The following is a 15,558-nucleotide window of genomic DNA, read 5'->3' as shown; positions in this document are numbered from 1 at the left end:
CGCCCAGTGGTTCATGGCGCGCGATACCGACGGCGAACCGCGCCTGTCGAACATTCGTGACTTCAACCTGGATGGCGCGCCGATCAGCGCCATCGCTCCGGAACAACGGCGCAAGGGCTTCATCGCCCTGGACGAGAAGGGCAACCTCGGCGTCTTCCACAGCACGGCGCACCGTACCCTGCTGGTCCAGCCGGTCGCCGACTCTTCCGGGGTCATCACCCTGTCGCCGCGGGCCAACCGCCTGCTGCTGGAGCAGGGTGGCAAGATCCACCGCTTCGCCCTGAGCAACCCGCACCCGGAAATCTCCTGGAGCGCGCTCTGGGGCAAGGTCTGGTACGAGAGCTACGACAAGCCGGCCTACGTCTGGCAGTCCACCGCCGCGACCACCGACTTCGAACCGAAGCTGAGCCTCTCGCCGCTGACCTTCGGCACGCTCAAGGCCGCCTTCTACGCGATGATCCTGGCAGCTCCGCTGGCCATCGCGGCCGCCGTCTACACCGCCTATTTCATGGCTCCGGCGATGCGCCGCAAGGTCAAGCCGGTGATCGAGCTGATGGAGGCGCTGCCGACGGTGATCCTCGGCTTCTTCGCCGGCCTGTTCCTGGCGCCCTACGTCGAAGGCCACCTGCCAGGGGTGTTCAGCCTGCTGTTGCTGACGCCGCTGGGCATCCTTCTCGCCGGCCTGCTCTGGAGCCGCCTGCCCGAGCGTATCCGCCTGAGCCTGCCGGCCGGCTGGGAAGCCGCGCTGCTGATCCCGGTGGTGCTCGCCGTCGGCGCCTTCGCCCTGTGGCTGAGCCCGCACCTGGAGACCACCTTCTTCGGCGGCGACATGCGCCTCTGGTTGAGCCACGACCTGGGCATCACCTACGACCAGCGCAATGCCCTGATCGTCGGGCTGGCAATGGGCTTCGCGGTGATCCCGAATATCTTCTCGATCGCCGAAGACGCCATCTTCAGCGTGCCGCGCAGCCTTACCTACGGCTCCCTGGCCCTGGGCGCCACGCCCTGGCAGACGCTGACCCGCGTGGTGATCCTGACCGCCAGCCCAGGCATCTTCTCGGCGCTGATGATCGGCATGGGCCGCGCCGTCGGCGAGACCATGATCGTGCTGATGGCGACCGGCAATACCCCGGTGATGGAACTGAACATCTTCGAAGGCATGCGCACCCTGGCAGCCAACGTCGCGGTGGAGATGCCCGAGTCGGAGGTCGGCGGCAGCCACTACCGCGTGCTGTTCCTCTCGGCGCTGGTACTGCTGACGTTCACCTTCGTGATGAACACCCTGGCAGAGCTGATCCGTCAGCGTCTGCGCAAGAAATACGCGTCGTTGTAAGCGGCGGAGGTATAGCTCTGTGAAACAGAAACAGGAAACCGTCAAAGCCTGGTTCGGCAGCGGCTCGCCCTGGGTGTGGATGAACGCCGGCGCGGTGTCGATCGCGGTGATCATGACCATCGGCCTGCTGGCGGTGATCGCGGTACGCGGCCTCGGCCACTTCTGGCCGGCGAACGTCATCGAGGCGACTTACCAGATCCCTGGCGAAGCCGCCAAGACCGTGATCGGCGAGGTGGTCCAGGCCGAGGAAGTGCCGCGCGCGCGCCTGCGCAGCGCCGGCATGCCGGTCCCGGAGGCCGGCCCCGAATTCATGACCCGCGAGCTGCTCAAGCTGGGCAACCGCGAGCTTTACGGCAGCGATTTCTCCTGGGTCGTCGGCGAGTGGCTGCAGGACATCAAGCGCCCCGAAGCGCTGATGGTTCTCGAACGCCGCGAGTGGGGCAACTTCTACGGCTACCTGCTGAGCGTCAAGGAGAACGGCCAGGTGGTCGCCGAAGGCGACGCCGCGGTAGGCGAACTGCAGAAGCGCATGCAGCGGGTGGATGACCTCTACGCCAAGCTCTACAAGCTGGAGAAGGGCGACATCGGCGGGATCAACCACGGTCTCGAGCGCCTGCGCCTGAAAGAGCGCAAGTTGCAGTTGGACGGCAAGCTGGACGCCGCCGCCCAGGCCGACCTGGCCGCCGAGCGCAGCGAGTTGCAGGCGCGCTACAAGGTCCTGGAAGAGCAGCTCAACGGCCTGCACCAGGAGTTCAACCGCGACAGCGTGGTAATGCGCGACGCCAGCGGCCGCGAGAGCGAAATCACCCTTGGCAAGCTGGTGCATGCCTACCAGCCCAACGCCATGGGCCTGGGCACCAAGATGACGGTGTACTTCAAGAAGCTCTGGGAGTTCCTCAGCGACGATCCGCGCGAGGCCAATACCGAGGGCGGTATCTTCCCGGCGATCTTCGGCACCGTGATGATGACCCTGGTGATGGCGCTGATCGTCACCCCGTTCGGCGTGATCGCTGCGGTCTACCTGCGCGAGTACGCCAAGCAGGGGCCGCTGACCCGGGTGATCCGCATCGCCGTGAACAACCTCGCCGGCGTACCGGCGATCGTCTACGGCGTGTTCGGCCTGGGCTTCTTCGTCTACGTGCTGGGCGGTTCCATCGACCGGCTGTTCTTCCCCGAGGCCCTGCCGGCGCCGACCTTCGGTACCCCCGGACTGTTCTGGGCCTCGCTGACCCTGGCGATCCTCGCCGTGCCGGTGGTGATCGTCGCCACCGAGGAAGGCCTGGCGCGGATTCCGCGCGCGGTCCGCGAAGGCTCCCTGGCGCTCGGCGCGACCAAGGCGGAAACGCTGTGGAAGATCGTCCTGCCGATGGCCAGCCCGGCGATGATGACCGGCCTGATCCTCGCCGTGGCTCGTGCCGCCGGCGAAGTGGCGCCGCTGATGCTGGTCGGCGTGGTGAAACTGGCACCGTCGCTGCCGGTCGACGGTAACTATCCGTACGTGCATCTCGACCAGAAGATCATGCACCTCGGTTTCCATATCTACGACGTCGGTTTCCAGAGCCCCAACGTCGAGGCCGCACGGCCGCTGGTATACGCTACGGCGTTGCTGCTGGTCGTGGTGATCGCCCTGCTGAACTTCTCCGCCATCGCGATCCGCAATCGCCTGCGCGAGAAGTACAAGGCCCTGGAAAACTGATTGAGGGAGCTTCCCATGCAAAACGAGACCGCCAGCCACGGCATCAACTTCGATGCGCTCGGCCGCGACCGCCAGAGCCTCGACCTGGCTTCCGAAAGTGTCGAACTGGAAGTGCCCGGGCTGAACCTGTTCTACGGCGCCAAGCAGGCTCTGTTCGACGTCCGGATGAACATTCCGAAGCAGCGCGTGACCGCCTTCATCGGCCCGTCCGGCTGCGGCAAGTCGACCCTGCTGCGCTGCTTCAACCGGATGAACGACCTGGTGGATGGCTGCCGCGTCGAAGGCGAGATCCGCCTCGATGGCCACAACATCTTCGCCAAGGGCGTCGACGTCGCCGAACTGCGCCGTCGCGTCGGCATGGTGTTCCAGAAGCCCAACCCGTTCCCCAAGAGCATCTACGAGAACGTGGTCTACGGCCTGCGTATCCAGGGCATCAACAAGAAGCGCGTACTTGACGAGGCCGTCGAGTGGGCGCTGAAGGGGGCTGCGCTGTGGGAGGAGGTGAAGGATCGCCTGCACGAGTCCGCCCTCGGCCTGTCCGGTGGCCAGCAGCAACGCCTGGTGATCGCCCGGACCATCGCGGTGGAACCGGAAGTGCTGCTGCTCGACGAGCCGTGCTCGGCGCTGGACCCGATCTCCACGCTGAAGATCGAAGAGCTGATCTACGAGTTGAAGTCGAAGTTCACCATCGTCATCGTTACCCACAACATGCAGCAGGCCGCGCGGGTTTCCGACTATACGGCGTTCATGTACATGGGCAAGCTGATCGAGTTCGGCGACACCGATACGCTGTTCACCAACCCGGCGAAGAAGCAGACCGAAGACTACATCACCGGCCGCTACGGCTAGCGGCGCGTCCGGAGGCGCGGCGATACCGCTGCCTCCGGCGCTCTCCGTAGCTCGTTGATGTCACCGGTCGCAGCGGCTCCAGAAGGATTCCCCACATGATCAACAAAGACAGTCTCACCCATCACATCTCCCAGCAGTTCAACGCCGAGCTGGAGGATGTGCGCAGCCACCTCCTGGCCATGGGCGGGCTGGTGGAAAAGCAGGTCAACGACGCGGTCAACGCGCTGATCGACGCCGACTCCGGCCTCGCCCAGCAGGTCCGCGAGATCGACGACCAGATCAACCAGATGGAGCGCAACATCGACGAGGAGTGCGTGCGTATCCTCGCCCGGCGTCAGCCGGCGGCCTCCGACCTGCGCTTGATCATCAGCATCTCGAAGTCGGTGATCGACCTCGAGCGGATCGGCGACGAGGCCTCCAAGGTCGCCCGCCGCGCCATCCAGCTGTGCGAGGAAGGCGAGTCGCCGCGCGGCTACGTCGAGGTTCGGCACATCGGCAGCCAGGTACAGAAGATGGTGCAGGAGGCACTGGACGCCTTCGCCCGCTTCGATGCCGACCTGGCGCTGTCCGTGGCACAGTACGACAAGACCGTCGATCGCGAATACAAGACCGCCCTGCGCGAGCTGGTCACCTACATGATGGAAGACCCGCGGGCGATATCCCGCGTGCTCAACATCATCTGGGCCCTGCGCTCGCTGGAGCGCATCGGCGACCATGCGCGCAACATCGCCGAGCTGGTGATCTACCTGGTTCGCGGCACCGACGTTCGTCACATCGGCCTGACCCGCATGAAGGAAGAGGTCGAGAACAACCGCGGCGAGTGATCTTCCGCAGGCAAGGCTCCCTTGACCTGGAGCCTTGTTTCTTCGCGCGACTGCAGCAAGGCTTGGCATCCTGCCAGCAGGGGAGGCTATCCTAGGCGAACCTGTCCAGGAGAAGTCGATGAGCAAAGTCAGCGCGCTAGTGGTGGATGACGCCCCCTTCATCCGAGATCTGATGAAGAAAGGGTTGCGCGACAACTTCCCCGCCCTTCATATCGAGGAGGCCGTGAACGGCCGCAAGGCCCAGCAATTGCTCAGTCGGCAGAACGTCGACCTGATCCTCTGCGACTGGGAGATGCCGGAGATGTCCGGCCTCGAACTGCTGACCTGGTGCCGTGCCCAGGAAAACCTCAAGACTACCCCGTTCATCATGGTCACCAGTCGCGGCGACAAGGAGAACGTGGTCCAGGCGATCCAGGCCGGGGTGTCGGACTACATCGGCAAGCCATTCTCCAATGACCAGTTGGTGGCCAAGATCAAGAAGGCCCTGAGCCGCAGCGGCAAGCTGGAAGCCCTGGCGGCCCACGCGCCGCGCCGGGAGATCGCCAGCGGCATGGCCAACGATTCGCTGGCCGCCCTGACCGGCGGTCGCGCCGAGGTGATCAAGCCCGCCGCCAGTCCGGCAAAACCGGCTCCCGCGCCGAAGCCGGCTTCGGCTCCCCAGGCCAGCGCGCGTCCCGCCGGCAGCGGCAACCCGCTGGGCCAGGCGCAATTGCGCCTGCCGCAGAGCAGCATGCCCTGCGTGATCAAGGCGGTCAGCCTGAAGGAAGCGCAACTGGTGGTGAAGCGCGCCGACCCGCTGCCGCAGGTGCTGGAAAGCGCGGTGCTGGACCTCGAGGAAAACAGCGACGTGGCGCGCCTGAACGGCTACCTGCACGCCATCGCCGCGCTGGAGCCGAAGCCGGATAGCGATTGGCTGCTGCTGACCCTGCGTTTCGTCGACCGCGACCCGCAGAAGCTCGACTACCTGTCGCGCCTGATCGCCCGCGGAAGTACCCAGAAGCACTACGTTCCCGGCGCCTGAGCGGGTTTTTTCCCGACGATCCGTTCACAGCCCGCTCGCTGTCGTCTCGCCCTGGCAATAAAGCGCTGCTAGTCTTGCCGATTCGGGATAACCAGAACGACACGATCCGTGCAGTCATGCTAGGGCGCCTTCTCCTTCTCTGTGGCCTGTTCGCCGCGGCAGCTCCGGCTGCGGCCCTGACCATCTACAAGTACACCGACGCCAATGGCGTGGTGACCTACTCCGACCGCGCCGTGGCCGGGGCGCAGGTGTTCGTCTTCCGCGACCGGATGGTCGAGCACCTGGAACGGGAAGTGAAGCTGGAGACGAAGAAGCACGCGGGTGGCGAGACCCTGCAGGTGCGCAACGACCTCTACGCGCCGGTCGAGGTCGAGTTGCGGATCCGCAACCCGCGCAATGCCGTCGGGGTGCCCGACGGGCCGATTCGCTGGGTGGTCCCGGCGCGCAGCCAGGTGCGCCTGGCGACCCTGGCGCCGCGCAAGGCCGGCAAGCCGATGAGCTACACGCCGAAGCTGCGCTATGCGCTCGGCGACCCGCGCCAGCAGCCGCTGCTCTATCGCTATCCGCTGCCCTGGCGCGGCGGGCCGTTCCGCCTGTCCCAGGGCGCCAATGGCAAGTACAGCCACTTCACCCCCAAGGGCCGCTACGCGATGGACATCGCCATGCCCGAGGGCACGCCGATCATCGCCGCCCGCGGCGGCACCGTGGTGAAGATCGAGAACAACCAGAGTGGGCGCGGCAACAATCCCTCGGGCAACTTCGTCCGCATCCTGCACGACGACGGCACCATGGGCGTCTACCTGCACCTGATGCGCCATTCGGTGCTGGTCGCCGAGGGCCAGCGGGTCCAGGTCGGCACGCCGCTGGCGCGCTCCGGCAACACCGGCAACAGCAGCGGGCCGCACCTGCACTTCGTGATCCAGCGCAACGTCGGCCTGGCGCTGGAGTCGATTCCCTACGACTTCGCCCAGCCGGTCGACAGCCTGCCGAACTTCGCCATCGTCCGCGAGCCTTGAAAAGTCGCCGGCGCCGTGGCGGCGCCGGCTCGTCTCAGTCGAGCTTGACCACCTTGGCCAGGACGATCTTCGGACCGCGCATCTTCTTCACGATGATCCGCAGGCCCTCGGTGTCGAGGACTTCCTCTTCCTCCGGCACCCGCTTCAGGGTGTCGTAGACCAGCCCGGCGAGAGTGTCCGCCTCGACATGATCGAGGTCGATGCCGAGCAGGCGCTCGAGCTTGAACAGCGGTGTGTCGCCGCGCACCAGCAGCTTGCCCGGCTGGTAGGCGAGGATGCCGCGCTCGGTCTTGCGGTGTTCGTCCTGGATGTCACCGACCAGCACTTCCAGCACGTCCTCCATGGTCAGGAAGCCGACCACCTTGTGATCGGCCTCTTCCACCACGGCGAAGTGCGCGCCGCCCTTGCGGAACTGCTCCAGCAGGCGCGACAGCGGGGTGTGCTTGGTGACGATCTCCAGCGGGCGCACCAGTTCGTCGAGGTCGAAGGTCTCCGGCAGGCTGTCCAGGGCGGACAGTGCCAGCAGCAGGTCCTTGATGTGCAGCAGGCCGATGAACTCGCCCTTGTGGCTGTCCCAGACCGGGTAGCGGCTGTACTTGTGGCGGCGGATCACCGCGAGGATGTCCGCCAGCGGCGCATCGTGCTCGAGGTAGACCAGGTCTTCGCGGGAGTTGGCCCAGTCGACCACCTCCAGCTCGCCCAGCTCCACCGCCGAGGCCAGCACGCGCATGCCCTGGTCGCTGGGGTCCTGGGCGCGGCTGGAGTGGAGGATCAGCTTCAGTTCGTCGCGGCTGTAGTGATGCTCGTGGTGCGGGCCGGGCTCGCCCTGGCCGGCGATCTTGAGGATGGCGTTGGCGCTGGCGTTGAGCAGCCAGATCGCCGGGTACATCAGCCAGTAGAAGAGGTACAGCGGCACCGCCGTCCACAGCGACAGCAGTTCCGGCTTGCGGATCGCCCAGGACTTGGGCGCCAGCTCGCCGACCACGATGTGCAGGTAGGAAATGATGAAGAACGCGGTGAAGAAGGAGATACCGCGGATCAGTTCGTCGGAGTGCACGCCGATCATCGCCAGCAGCGGTTCCAGGAGTTCGGCGAAGGCCGGCTCGCCGACCCAGCCCAGGCCCAGGGAGGCCAGGGTGATGCCCAGCTGGCAGGCGGACAGGTAGGCGTCCAGCTGGTTGTGTACCTTGCGCAGGATGGCGCCGCGCCAGCCGTGCTGCTTGGCGATGGTTTCCACGCGGGTGGCGCGGAGCTTGACCATGGCGAACTCGGCGGCGACGAAGAAGCCGTTGAGCAGGACGAGGAAAAGCGCAAAGAGGATCAGGCCGGCATCGGCGAAATAGGTGGCGATGCTGGTACTAGGAGAAGGGTCCATGGGGGTGTGCGGTAGCCAAAAGGCCCTTAAGAATGAGGGGCTGTGTCGTCGCTTGCAAGCCTTGGCCGTGCCGACGCCGGCGGCGCGGCACCGCGACGAGGCTCACTTCGACGCCTTGCGCTCGGCCTCGGCGACCTGCGCCGGGGCGAAATGGCAGGTGAAGGTGCTGCCCTTGCCGGGCACGCTGCTGATTTCCAGGCGCGCGCGGTGGCGGATCAGCACGTGCTTGACGATGGCCAGGCCGAGGCCGGTGCCGCCGGTGTTGGAGGCGCGGCTGGAGTCCACCCGGTAGAAGCGCTCGGTCAGGCGCGGCAGGTGCTTGGGATCGACGCCGATACCGGTGTCCTGCACCGACAGGTGCGCGCCCTGTTCGTCGGCCCACCAGCGGATGCGGATCTCGCCCTCGTCGGGGGTGTACTTCACCGCGTTGAATACCAGGTTGGAGAAGGCGCTGCGCAGTTCCGCCTCGCTGCCCTTGAGCTGCACCGCGGGTGTGGCGTCCAGGCTGATGCGGTGGTTGCGCCCGGCGGACAGGGCCTGGGCGTCGTTGCGGATGCTGGCGAGGAGAGCGTCCACCGCCACCGGCTTGTTGTCGCCGGGGTATTCGGTGGCCTCCAGCTTGGCCAGCAGGAGCAGGTCGTTGAGCAGGTTCTGCATGCGTCCGGCCTGCTGCTGCATCTGTTGCAGGGCGCGCAGCCAGCGCGGGTTCACATCCTCGACGTTGTCGAGGAGGGTCTCCAGGTAGCCGGCGATCACCGTCAGCGGCGTGCGCAGCTCGTGGGAGACGTTGGCCACGAAGTCCTTGCGCATCTGCTCCAGCTGGTGGACGCGGGTGACGTCGCGGACCAGCATCAGGTGCTCGCGGTTGCCGTAGAGGGTGATGTGGAACTGCAGGCGCAGGCGCTCGTTGATCGGCGAGGGGATTTCCAGCGGCTCGCGGTAATCCTCCTGGTCGAAGTATTCCTTGAAGCGCGGATGGCGGATCAGGTTGCTCACCGGCTGGCCACCGTCCTGCGGGGTCTTCAGGCCGAGCAGGTTTTCCGCGGCGAGGTTCCACCATTCCAGATTGCCGTCGCTGTCGAGCATGATCACCGCGTCACGCAGCGCCGCGGTGGACTCCTGGATCCGGTCGATCACCGCCTGCAGGCGGCCACGGGCGCGCTGGTTGCGGCGTTGCAGGTGGTAGATATTGTCGAAGACTTCGCCCCAGAGGCCGTAGCTGTCCGGCGGTGGCTCGTCTGGCTGGTGGTTGCGCAGCCACTGGTGCAGGCGCAGTAGCTGCCAGAGGGTCCAGCCGAGGTAGAGAGCCAGGCCGAGGGCCAGGGCCCAGCCGTAATGGCCGCTGACCACGCCGAGCACGAGGCTGGCGGCCAGCACGAGAAGCAGGTGGCGGATCAGCGCTCCACGCCAGTCTTGGTTCACGACGGATTGCATCCTGTCCAGTGGCGGTCCGTCACGGACCGTCCAGGGGAAACGACTCCGGCCGCCGGGCGGCCGGGCGCGGGGTCAGCTCTTGGTGGAGAAACGATAGCCGGTCCCGCGGACAGTCTGAACCAGATTTTCGTAGACCTCGCCGAGCGCCTTGCGCAGGCGGCGGATATGCACATCGACGGTGCGCTCCTCGACATAGACGTTGCCGCCCCAGACCTGGTCCAGCAGTTGGCCGCGGGTATAGGCGCGTTCCTGGTGAGTCATGAAGAACTGCAGCAGGCGGTACTCGGTGGGGCCCATCTCGGCCGGCTTGCCGTCGATGGTCACGCGGTGGCTGATCGGGTCCAGCAGCAGGCCGCCAACCTCGATCGGCGCCTCGCTGTCGCCAGGCCCGGTGCGGCGCAGTACGGCCTTCAGGCGGGCGACCAGCTCGCGGGGCGAGAACGGCTTGGTGATGTAGTCGTCGGCGCCGACCTCCAGGCCCTGGATCTTGTTGTCCTCCTCGCCCTTGGCGGTGAGCATGATGATCGGGATGTCGACGGTCAGTTCGTCACGCTTCAGGCGTCGCGCCAGTTCGATGCCGGAAGTGCCGGGGAGCATCCAGTCGAGCAGGATCAGGTCCGGCTTGCGGTCGACGATCACCGCGTGCGCCTGCTGGGTATTTTCCGCCTCCAGGCACTCGTAGCCGGCCATCTCCAGGGCCACGGCGATCATCTCGCGAATCGGTGCTTCGTCATCAACGATGAGGATTGTCTTGCCAACCATGGTCTTGCCTCGGGTCGATCTGTCTTGCGCCGCATTAGATAACGAAATTGTGTCAGGTATGTGACACAACGGCGTAGTTTCCGCCGACTGCCCGCGGCGGGGCTATGCTCAACAGGTTCCGGTGCCGTCCCTGCGGGCGGCGAACGCTCCACCTGAAGACACAGGAGAGAGACGCGATGAACAGAATCCACCTGGCGCTGGGTCTGGCGCTGGCCCTGCCGGCGTTCGCCGCGCTGGCCCAGGAAACGGTGGCGCCGGCCACCGAGAAGGACGGCGTGCTGGTCGATGGCAAGGGCATGACGCTCTATACCTACGACAAGGACAGCGAAGGGCAATCCGCCTGTTCCGGGCAGTGCGCGAAGAACTGGCCGCCGCTGGCAGCGGCCCAGGGAGCGCAGGCCAGCGGCGACTGGAGCCTGGTCGCTCGCGAGGACGGCACCCAGCAGTGGGCCTACTACGGCAAGCCCCTTTATACCTTCATCCAGGACAAGAAGCCTGGCGACAAGAACGGTGACGGCAAGATGGGCGCCTGGCACGTCGCCCAGCCGGACATGGACTAGACGGTCGCCGGCCTGCGCGCCGCTCAACGCAGCGCGTAGTCGGCGACCGTGCCGAGGAAGATCGCCAGGCCAGCCCAGTGGTTGTGCAGGAAGGCGCGGAAGCAGGCCTGCGGGTCGCGGTCGCGGGTCGACCAGGCTTCCCAGACGAAGCAGGCCGCCGCCACCGCCAGGCCGAGGTAGAAGCACAGGCCCAGTTCGAAGCGGTTGCCGGCCAGCGCCAGCAGGAGCAAGGTCAGGCCCTGCAGGCTGCCGATGATCAGGCGGTCGGCATCGCCGAAGAGGATTGCGGTGGACTTGATGCCGATCTTCAGGTCGTCCTCGCGGTCGGTCATCGCGTAGTAGGAGTCATAGGCGACCGTCCACAGCACGTTGGCCAGGAACAGCAGCCAGGCGCTGGCCGGCAGTTCACCGCGCTCGGCGGTGAAGGCCATCAGGATGCCCCAGGAATAGGCGGCGCCCAGCACCACCTGCGGATAGTAGGTGTAGCGCTTCATGAAGGGGTAGAGCGAGGCCACGGCTACCGCGCCGAACGACAGCCAGACGGTCGTTGCGTTGGTCAGCAGGACCAGGCCGAAGCTCAGCGCGACCAGGACGGCGAAGGTGATCCAGGCCTCGCGCACGCTGATCTTGCCGGTGGCCAGCGGGCGCGCCTTGGTGCGTGCGACATGGCCGTCGAAATTGCGGTCGGCGAAATCGTTGATCACGCAGCCGGCGGCGCGCATCAGGATGACGCCGAGGACGAAGATCAGCAGGTTCTTCAGCTCCGGCACGCCGTCCGCGGCGATCCACAGCGACCAGAGGGTCGGCCAGAGCAGCAGGTAGATGCCGATCGGCCGGTCCAGCCGCACCAGTTGGACGAAGTCCCAGGCGCGGGGGTGCAGGCGGGCCAGCGGCTTGATCAGGGTGACGAACATGGGGACCTCCGGAGTCGACCGGGGGATTATACGTCGGCGATTCCCGCCTGGTCCCACAGGCGCGGTAGGAACACCTCCGCCACCAGCACCCCGAGCGCGCCGCGGGAAAACCGTGAGCGACGGCCCCAGAGACCCTCGGCGCGGACCTCGGCGGGCAGACCGGCCGCCGGATAGCGGCAGACTTCGATGGGCCCGCGCTCGAAGGCGCTGTCGCTGAACAGCAACTCGCCCAGCGAGCGGGTGCCGAGCAGCGCCAGGTCGAAGCCCGAGCCTTCCAGGGCGCTGCGCGCCGCCACGCTGCGGGCGAACACCCAGGGACGGTCGTGGCCATGCAGGTAGACCTCGCGGACCCAGCCGCTACTGCCGGGAGGGACGTCGAGCCCCTGGCATTCGTCGTCGCGCAGGGTCTGCCAGCCTTCCAGCAGGGGTTCGACGCGGAACGCGCCGTCGGCCAGGGCGGTCAGGCGCCGGGTCAGCGACCCTTCGTCGAACAGCCAGTCGAGGACGGTGGGGGAGACGCTGGACAGTTGGTCGGCGCGAAGCCAGAGCGCATTGCTGGGCATGACGGGACTACGAGACGGCGGCAGAAGGCGGCGAGGGTAGCACGTTCGGTCGGCGGCCGGTCTGCGACGCGGTGGCGCGTCACCCCCAGCCGTTCAGGCGCAGGGTGGCGCGGACCAGGCGCTGTTCTTCCTGCTCGATCTCCCGCAGGTTGTCGCGGATGCTGTGGATATGTTCACGCGCCGCCCGTTGCGCCTGGTCCGGCTGGCGCTCGCGGAGGGCCGCGTAGAGGCGCGCGTGCTGGCGGTCGATCTGGCGTTTCTGCGGCGGCCGGTGATAGAGGTTGTTCACCGAGGCGAACACCGTGCTCAGCAGCAGTTCGTTGAGCGATTGCAGGGTATGCACCAGCACCGGATTGTGCGATGCCTCGCTGATCGCCCGGTGGAACGCGTGGTCGCGGCGGGCGTGCTCGCGGGGATCGATCGGCTGGGTTTCCTCGTGGCTGGCGAGCATCTCTTCGTAGCGCCGGGCGAGCAGGACGAAGTCTGCCTCGGTGCCGCGTAGCGCTGCCAGGCGGGCCGCCTCGCCCTCCAGCAGGGCGCGGACTTCGAGCAGGTCGTAGAGGGTGCGCGGCTGGGAGCCGAACAGGTGCATCAGCGGGCTGGCGTCGGCGTTGCGGTCGAGGTCGGCGACGAACGACCCACGGCCATGCTCGGTGTCGATGATGCCGCGCCCGCGCAGCGCCCGCAGGCCCTCGCGCAGGGCCGAGCGCGAGCAGCCGAGCTTGGCCACCAGGCGCCGCTCGGACGGCAGTGCCTGGCCGACCTTGAGCACGCCGTCGACGATCAGCCGCTCGATACGCTCTGCGACCTGGTCGGCCACCCGCTGTTTCTGCATGGAAGCTCCCGTTGCACTGGTAGGACCAGTTGGCTGTCGTTACTCACTATAGAAGCTCAGGGACTTTCTAGCATGCGCCTCATGCCCATGGCTCCTGGTGATACTGGTAGGACCAGTTAGACGCCTGCTGGACCCCGGCGTCCGCGCGGTACAGGCTGTGGACGCTTGCTGATCCCGCCGACAACCACAACAAGGACAGCCGCCATGAACATCCTCTACGACGAGCGTCTGGACGGTCCGCTGCCGCAGGTGGACAAGGATGGCCTGCTGGCCGAGTTGCGCCTCCGCCTGCCCGACCTCGAACTGCTGCACGCCGCGGAAGACCTGCGTCCCTACGAGTGCGACGGACTCTCGGCGTATCGCTGCACGCCGTTGCTGGTGGCATTGCCGGAACGCATCGAACAGGTTCAGGGCCTGCTCGCCCTCTGCCATCGGCTGAAGGTACCGGTCGTGGCGCGCGGTGCCGGCACCGGCCTGTCCGGCGGCGCGCTGCCGCTGGAGAACGGCGTGCTGCTGGTGATGGCGCGTTTCCGGCGGATCCTCGAGATCGATCCGCTGGGTCGTTTCGCCCGGGTCCAGCCTGGCGTGCGCAACCTGGCGATCTCCCAGGCCGCTGCCCCTCATGGTCTGTACTACGCACCGGACCCGTCCTCGCAGATCGCCTGCTCCATCGGCGGCAATGTCGCGGAGAACGCCGGCGGCGTGCATTGCCTGAAATACGGCCTGACCGTGCACAACCTGTTGCAGGTGGACATCGTGACCCTGGAAGGCGAGCGCCTGAGCCTGGGGTCCAGCGCCCTGGACAGCGCCGGCTTCGACCTGCTGGCGCTGTTCACCGGCTCCGAAGGGCTGCTCGGCGTGGTGGTGGAGGTCACCGTCAGGCTGTTGCCGCGCCCGCCGGTGGCGAAGGTCCTGCTGGCCAGCTTCGACGATGTGGAAAGCGCGGGGCGGGCGGTGGCCGACCTGATCGGTGCCGGCATCGTTCCGGCCGGGCTGGAAATGATGGACAACCTGTCGATCCGCGCCGCCGAGGACTTCATCCATGCCGGCTATCCGGTCGATGCGGCGGCGATCCTGCTCTGCGAACTGGACGGCGTGGAAGCCGACGTGCACGAGGATTGCGAGCGGGTTCGCGAGCTGTTCGAGGCGGCCGGCGCTACCTCGGTGCGACAGGCCCAAGACGAGGCCGAGCGCCAGCGCTTCTGGGCTGGGCGCAAGAATGCGTTTCCGGCGGTCGGGCGGATTTCCCCCGATTACTACTGCATGGACGGCAGCATCCCGCGCCGCGAGCTGCCGCGGGTGCTGCATGGCATCGCCGAGCTTTCGCGCGAATACGGCCTGCGGGTGGCCAACGTATTCCACGCCGGCGACGGCAACATGCACCCGCTGATCCTCTTCGACGCCAACCTGCCGGGCGAGCTGGAGCGCGCCGAAGCGCTGGGCGGCAGGATCCTCGAGTTGTGCGTGGCGGTAGGCGGCAGCATCACCGGCGAACATGGCGTCGGCCGCGAGAAGATCAACCAGATGTGCGCTCAGTTCAATGCCGACGAGCTGACCCTGTTCCACGCCGTGAAGGCGGCGTTCGACCCGGCCGGGCTGCTCAATCCCGGCAAGAACGTGCCCACCCTGCATCGCTGCGCCGAGTTCGGCGCCATGCACGTCCACCACGGTCGACTGCCGTTCCCCGAACTGGAGCGTTTCTGATGAGCCAGCCGTATTTCGATCCGGACGCTGGCGCCGACCATGCCGGCGCGCTGCTCGAGCGGGTCCGCGACGCCCTGGCGCGGCGCGCCCCGCTGCGCATCGTCGGCGGCGATAGCAAGGCGTTCCTCGGCAGGCCGGTCGCGGGCGAACCGCTGGCGCTCGCCGAACACCGCGGGATCGTCGCCTACGATCCCTGCGAACTGGTGATCACCGCCCGTGCCGGTACGCCGCTGGACGAGCTACAGGCCGTGCTGGCGCGCGGCGGGCAGATGCTTGCCTGCGAGGCGCCGGGTTTCGGCGGCCGGGCGACCGTCGGCGGGGTGCTCGCCAGCGGCCTGTCCGGACCGCGCCGGCCCTGGGCGGGAGCGGTACGCGATTTCGTCCTCGGCACGCGGCTGATCAGTGGCCTGGGCACCCACCTGCGCTTCGGCGGCGAGGTGATGAAGAACGTCGCCGGCTACGACCTGTCGCGGTTGCTGGCGGGCAGCTTCGGTTGCCTCGGGGTGGTCACCGAAGTGTCCTTCAAGGTGCTGCCCATGCCGCGCTGCCAGGCCGGCCTGAGCCTGGACCTGCCGGTGGCGACGGCGTTGCGCAAGCTGGCCGAGTGGGGAGGCCAGCCATTGCCGATCAGTGCGGCCTGCCACGACGGCGAAGCCCTGCGCCTGCGCCTGG

At 67.0% G+C, this 15,558-nt stretch carries 15 protein-coding genes; 9 read left to right on the top strand and 6 right to left on the bottom strand.

What is annotated here, in order from left to right:
- From FFS27_RS14555 to FFS27_RS14530, 6 genes are all read left to right on the top strand, one after another.
- Positions 1 to 1,333 (top strand): ABC transporter permease subunit (locus FFS27_RS14555; protein ID WP_137952072.1); only part of this gene is annotated, 1,333 nt, incomplete at its 5' end.
- A 19-nt stretch (positions 1,334 to 1,352) separates the two neighbouring features.
- Complete coding sequence (gene pstA, locus FFS27_RS14550) at positions 1,353 to 3,029, top strand: phosphate ABC transporter permease PstA (protein ID WP_003096667.1); 1,677 nt, start codon at positions 1,353 to 1,355, stop codon at positions 3,027 to 3,029.
- 15 nt (positions 3,030 to 3,044) lie between these two features.
- Positions 3,045 to 3,878 carry a phosphate ABC transporter ATP-binding protein PstB gene (gene pstB / locus FFS27_RS14545; RefSeq protein ID WP_003096663.1) on the top strand — a complete coding sequence of 278 codons (834 nt, stop codon included), beginning with the start codon at positions 3,045 to 3,047 and terminating at the stop codon, positions 3,876 to 3,878.
- Between the two features lie 95 nt (positions 3,879 to 3,973).
- Positions 3,974 to 4,702 carry a phosphate signaling complex protein PhoU gene (phoU, locus tag FFS27_RS14540; RefSeq protein WP_003096661.1) on the top strand — a complete coding sequence of 243 codons (729 nt, stop codon included), beginning with the start codon at positions 3,974 to 3,976 and terminating at the stop codon, positions 4,700 to 4,702.
- A 118-nt stretch (positions 4,703 to 4,820) separates the two neighbouring features.
- Positions 4,821 to 5,723 (top strand): response regulator, encoded by a 903-nt coding sequence (locus FFS27_RS14535; RefSeq protein WP_023101726.1) that lies wholly within the window; start codon positions 4,821 to 4,823, stop codon positions 5,721 to 5,723.
- A gap of 116 nt (positions 5,724 to 5,839) precedes the next feature.
- Entirely contained in the window at positions 5,840 to 6,739 is a 900-nt protein-coding gene (locus FFS27_RS14530) for a peptidoglycan DD-metalloendopeptidase family protein (RefSeq protein WP_003096656.1), read from the top strand.
- A gap of 34 nt (positions 6,740 to 6,773) precedes the next feature.
- Here the strand turns inward: FFS27_RS14530 and FFS27_RS14525 are convergent, their stop codons facing one another.
- The 3 genes from FFS27_RS14525 to phoB all read right to left on the bottom strand — a co-directional run bounded on the left by FFS27_RS14525 (position 6,774) and on the right by phoB (position 10,310).
- Complete coding sequence (locus FFS27_RS14525) at positions 6,774 to 8,114, bottom strand: hemolysin family protein (protein WP_003096655.1); 1,341 nt, start codon at positions 8,112 to 8,114, stop codon at positions 6,774 to 6,776.
- A 102-nt stretch (positions 8,115 to 8,216) separates the two neighbouring features.
- On the bottom strand, positions 8,217 to 9,548 hold the full coding sequence (gene phoR, locus FFS27_RS14520) for a phosphate regulon sensor histidine kinase PhoR (RefSeq protein WP_003136283.1): 1,332 nt from the start codon (positions 9,546 to 9,548) through the stop codon (positions 8,217 to 8,219).
- 72 nt (positions 9,549 to 9,620) lie between these two features.
- Positions 9,621 to 10,310, bottom strand: a complete 690-nt coding sequence (phoB, locus tag FFS27_RS14515; RefSeq protein ID WP_003096653.1) for a phosphate regulon transcriptional regulator PhoB — start codon at positions 10,308 to 10,310, stop codon at positions 9,621 to 9,623.
- A 176-nt stretch (positions 10,311 to 10,486) separates the two neighbouring features.
- Between phoB and FFS27_RS14510 the strand changes: the two genes are divergently transcribed.
- On the top strand, positions 10,487 to 10,870 hold the full coding sequence (locus FFS27_RS14510; RefSeq protein WP_003096652.1) for a COG4315 family predicted lipoprotein: 384 nt from the start codon (positions 10,487 to 10,489) through the stop codon (positions 10,868 to 10,870).
- Between the two features lie 23 nt (positions 10,871 to 10,893).
- On the opposite strand, the gene ubiA is transcribed toward FFS27_RS14510, so the two are convergent.
- From ubiA to glcC, 3 genes are all read right to left on the bottom strand, one after another.
- Positions 10,894 to 11,784, bottom strand: a complete 891-nt coding sequence (gene ubiA, locus FFS27_RS14505; RefSeq protein ID WP_003096650.1) for a 4-hydroxybenzoate octaprenyltransferase — start codon at positions 11,782 to 11,784, stop codon at positions 10,894 to 10,896.
- Between the two features lie 26 nt (positions 11,785 to 11,810).
- A complete protein-coding gene (locus FFS27_RS14500; RefSeq protein ID WP_015503856.1) occupies positions 11,811 to 12,347 on the bottom strand; it encodes a chorismate lyase in 537 nt (178 codons plus the stop codon).
- 79 nt (positions 12,348 to 12,426) lie between these two features.
- Entirely contained in the window at positions 12,427 to 13,182 is a 756-nt protein-coding gene (glcC, locus tag FFS27_RS14495) for a transcriptional regulator GlcC (protein WP_003096643.1), read from the bottom strand.
- A gap of 204 nt (positions 13,183 to 13,386) precedes the next feature.
- Between glcC and glcD the strand changes: the two genes are divergently transcribed.
- Positions 13,387 to 14,886, top strand: a complete 1,500-nt coding sequence (glcD, locus tag FFS27_RS14490; protein WP_003136273.1) for a glycolate oxidase subunit GlcD — start codon at positions 13,387 to 13,389, stop codon at positions 14,884 to 14,886.
- Positions 14,886 to 15,558: glycolate oxidase subunit GlcE (glcE, locus tag FFS27_RS14485; RefSeq protein WP_137952071.1), on the top strand; the 673-nt coding region annotated here is incomplete at its 3' end. The genes glcD and glcE, both read left to right, overlap by 1 nt.

The organism is Pseudomonas sp. 2VD, assembly GCF_005503585.1.
Taxonomy (GTDB): domain Bacteria; phylum Pseudomonadota; class Gammaproteobacteria; order Pseudomonadales; family Pseudomonadaceae; genus Pseudomonas; species Pseudomonas aeruginosa.
The sequence above is the reverse complement of the archived record's forward strand: the minus strand, read 5'-3'. Positions and strand labels throughout refer to the sequence as shown.

Bases quoted from the DNA above. Each gene is read 5' to 3' on its own strand.
- pstB (WP_003096663.1), top strand. From the start codon at position 3,045: ATGCAAAACGAGACCGCCAGCCACGGCATCAACTTCGATGCGCTCGGC.
- phoU (WP_003096661.1), top strand. From the start codon at position 3,974: ATGATCAACAAAGACAGTCTCACCCATCACATCTCCCAGCAGTTCAAC.
- FFS27_RS14535 (WP_023101726.1), top strand. From the start codon at position 4,821: ATGAGCAAAGTCAGCGCGCTAGTGGTGGATGACGCCCCCTTCATCCGA.
- FFS27_RS14530 (WP_003096656.1), top strand. From the start codon at position 5,840: ATGCTAGGGCGCCTTCTCCTTCTCTGTGGCCTGTTCGCCGCGGCAGCT.
- FFS27_RS14525 (WP_003096655.1), bottom strand. From the start codon at position 8,114: ATGGACCCTTCTCCTAGTACCAGCATCGCCACCTATTTCGCCGATGCC.
- phoR (WP_003136283.1), bottom strand. From the start codon at position 9,548: ATGCAATCCGTCGTGAACCAAGACTGGCGTGGAGCGCTGATCCGCCAC.
- phoB (WP_003096653.1), bottom strand. From the start codon at position 10,310: ATGGTTGGCAAGACAATCCTCATCGTTGATGACGAAGCACCGATTCGC.
- FFS27_RS14510 (WP_003096652.1), top strand. From the start codon at position 10,487: ATGAACAGAATCCACCTGGCGCTGGGTCTGGCGCTGGCCCTGCCGGCG.
- ubiA (WP_003096650.1), bottom strand. From the start codon at position 11,784: ATGTTCGTCACCCTGATCAAGCCGCTGGCCCGCCTGCACCCCCGCGCC.
- FFS27_RS14500 (WP_015503856.1), bottom strand. From the start codon at position 12,347: ATGCCCAGCAATGCGCTCTGGCTTCGCGCCGACCAACTGTCCAGCGTC.
- glcC (WP_003096643.1), bottom strand. From the start codon at position 13,182: ATGCAGAAACAGCGGGTGGCCGACCAGGTCGCAGAGCGTATCGAGCGG.
- glcD (WP_003136273.1), top strand. From the start codon at position 13,387: ATGAACATCCTCTACGACGAGCGTCTGGACGGTCCGCTGCCGCAGGTG.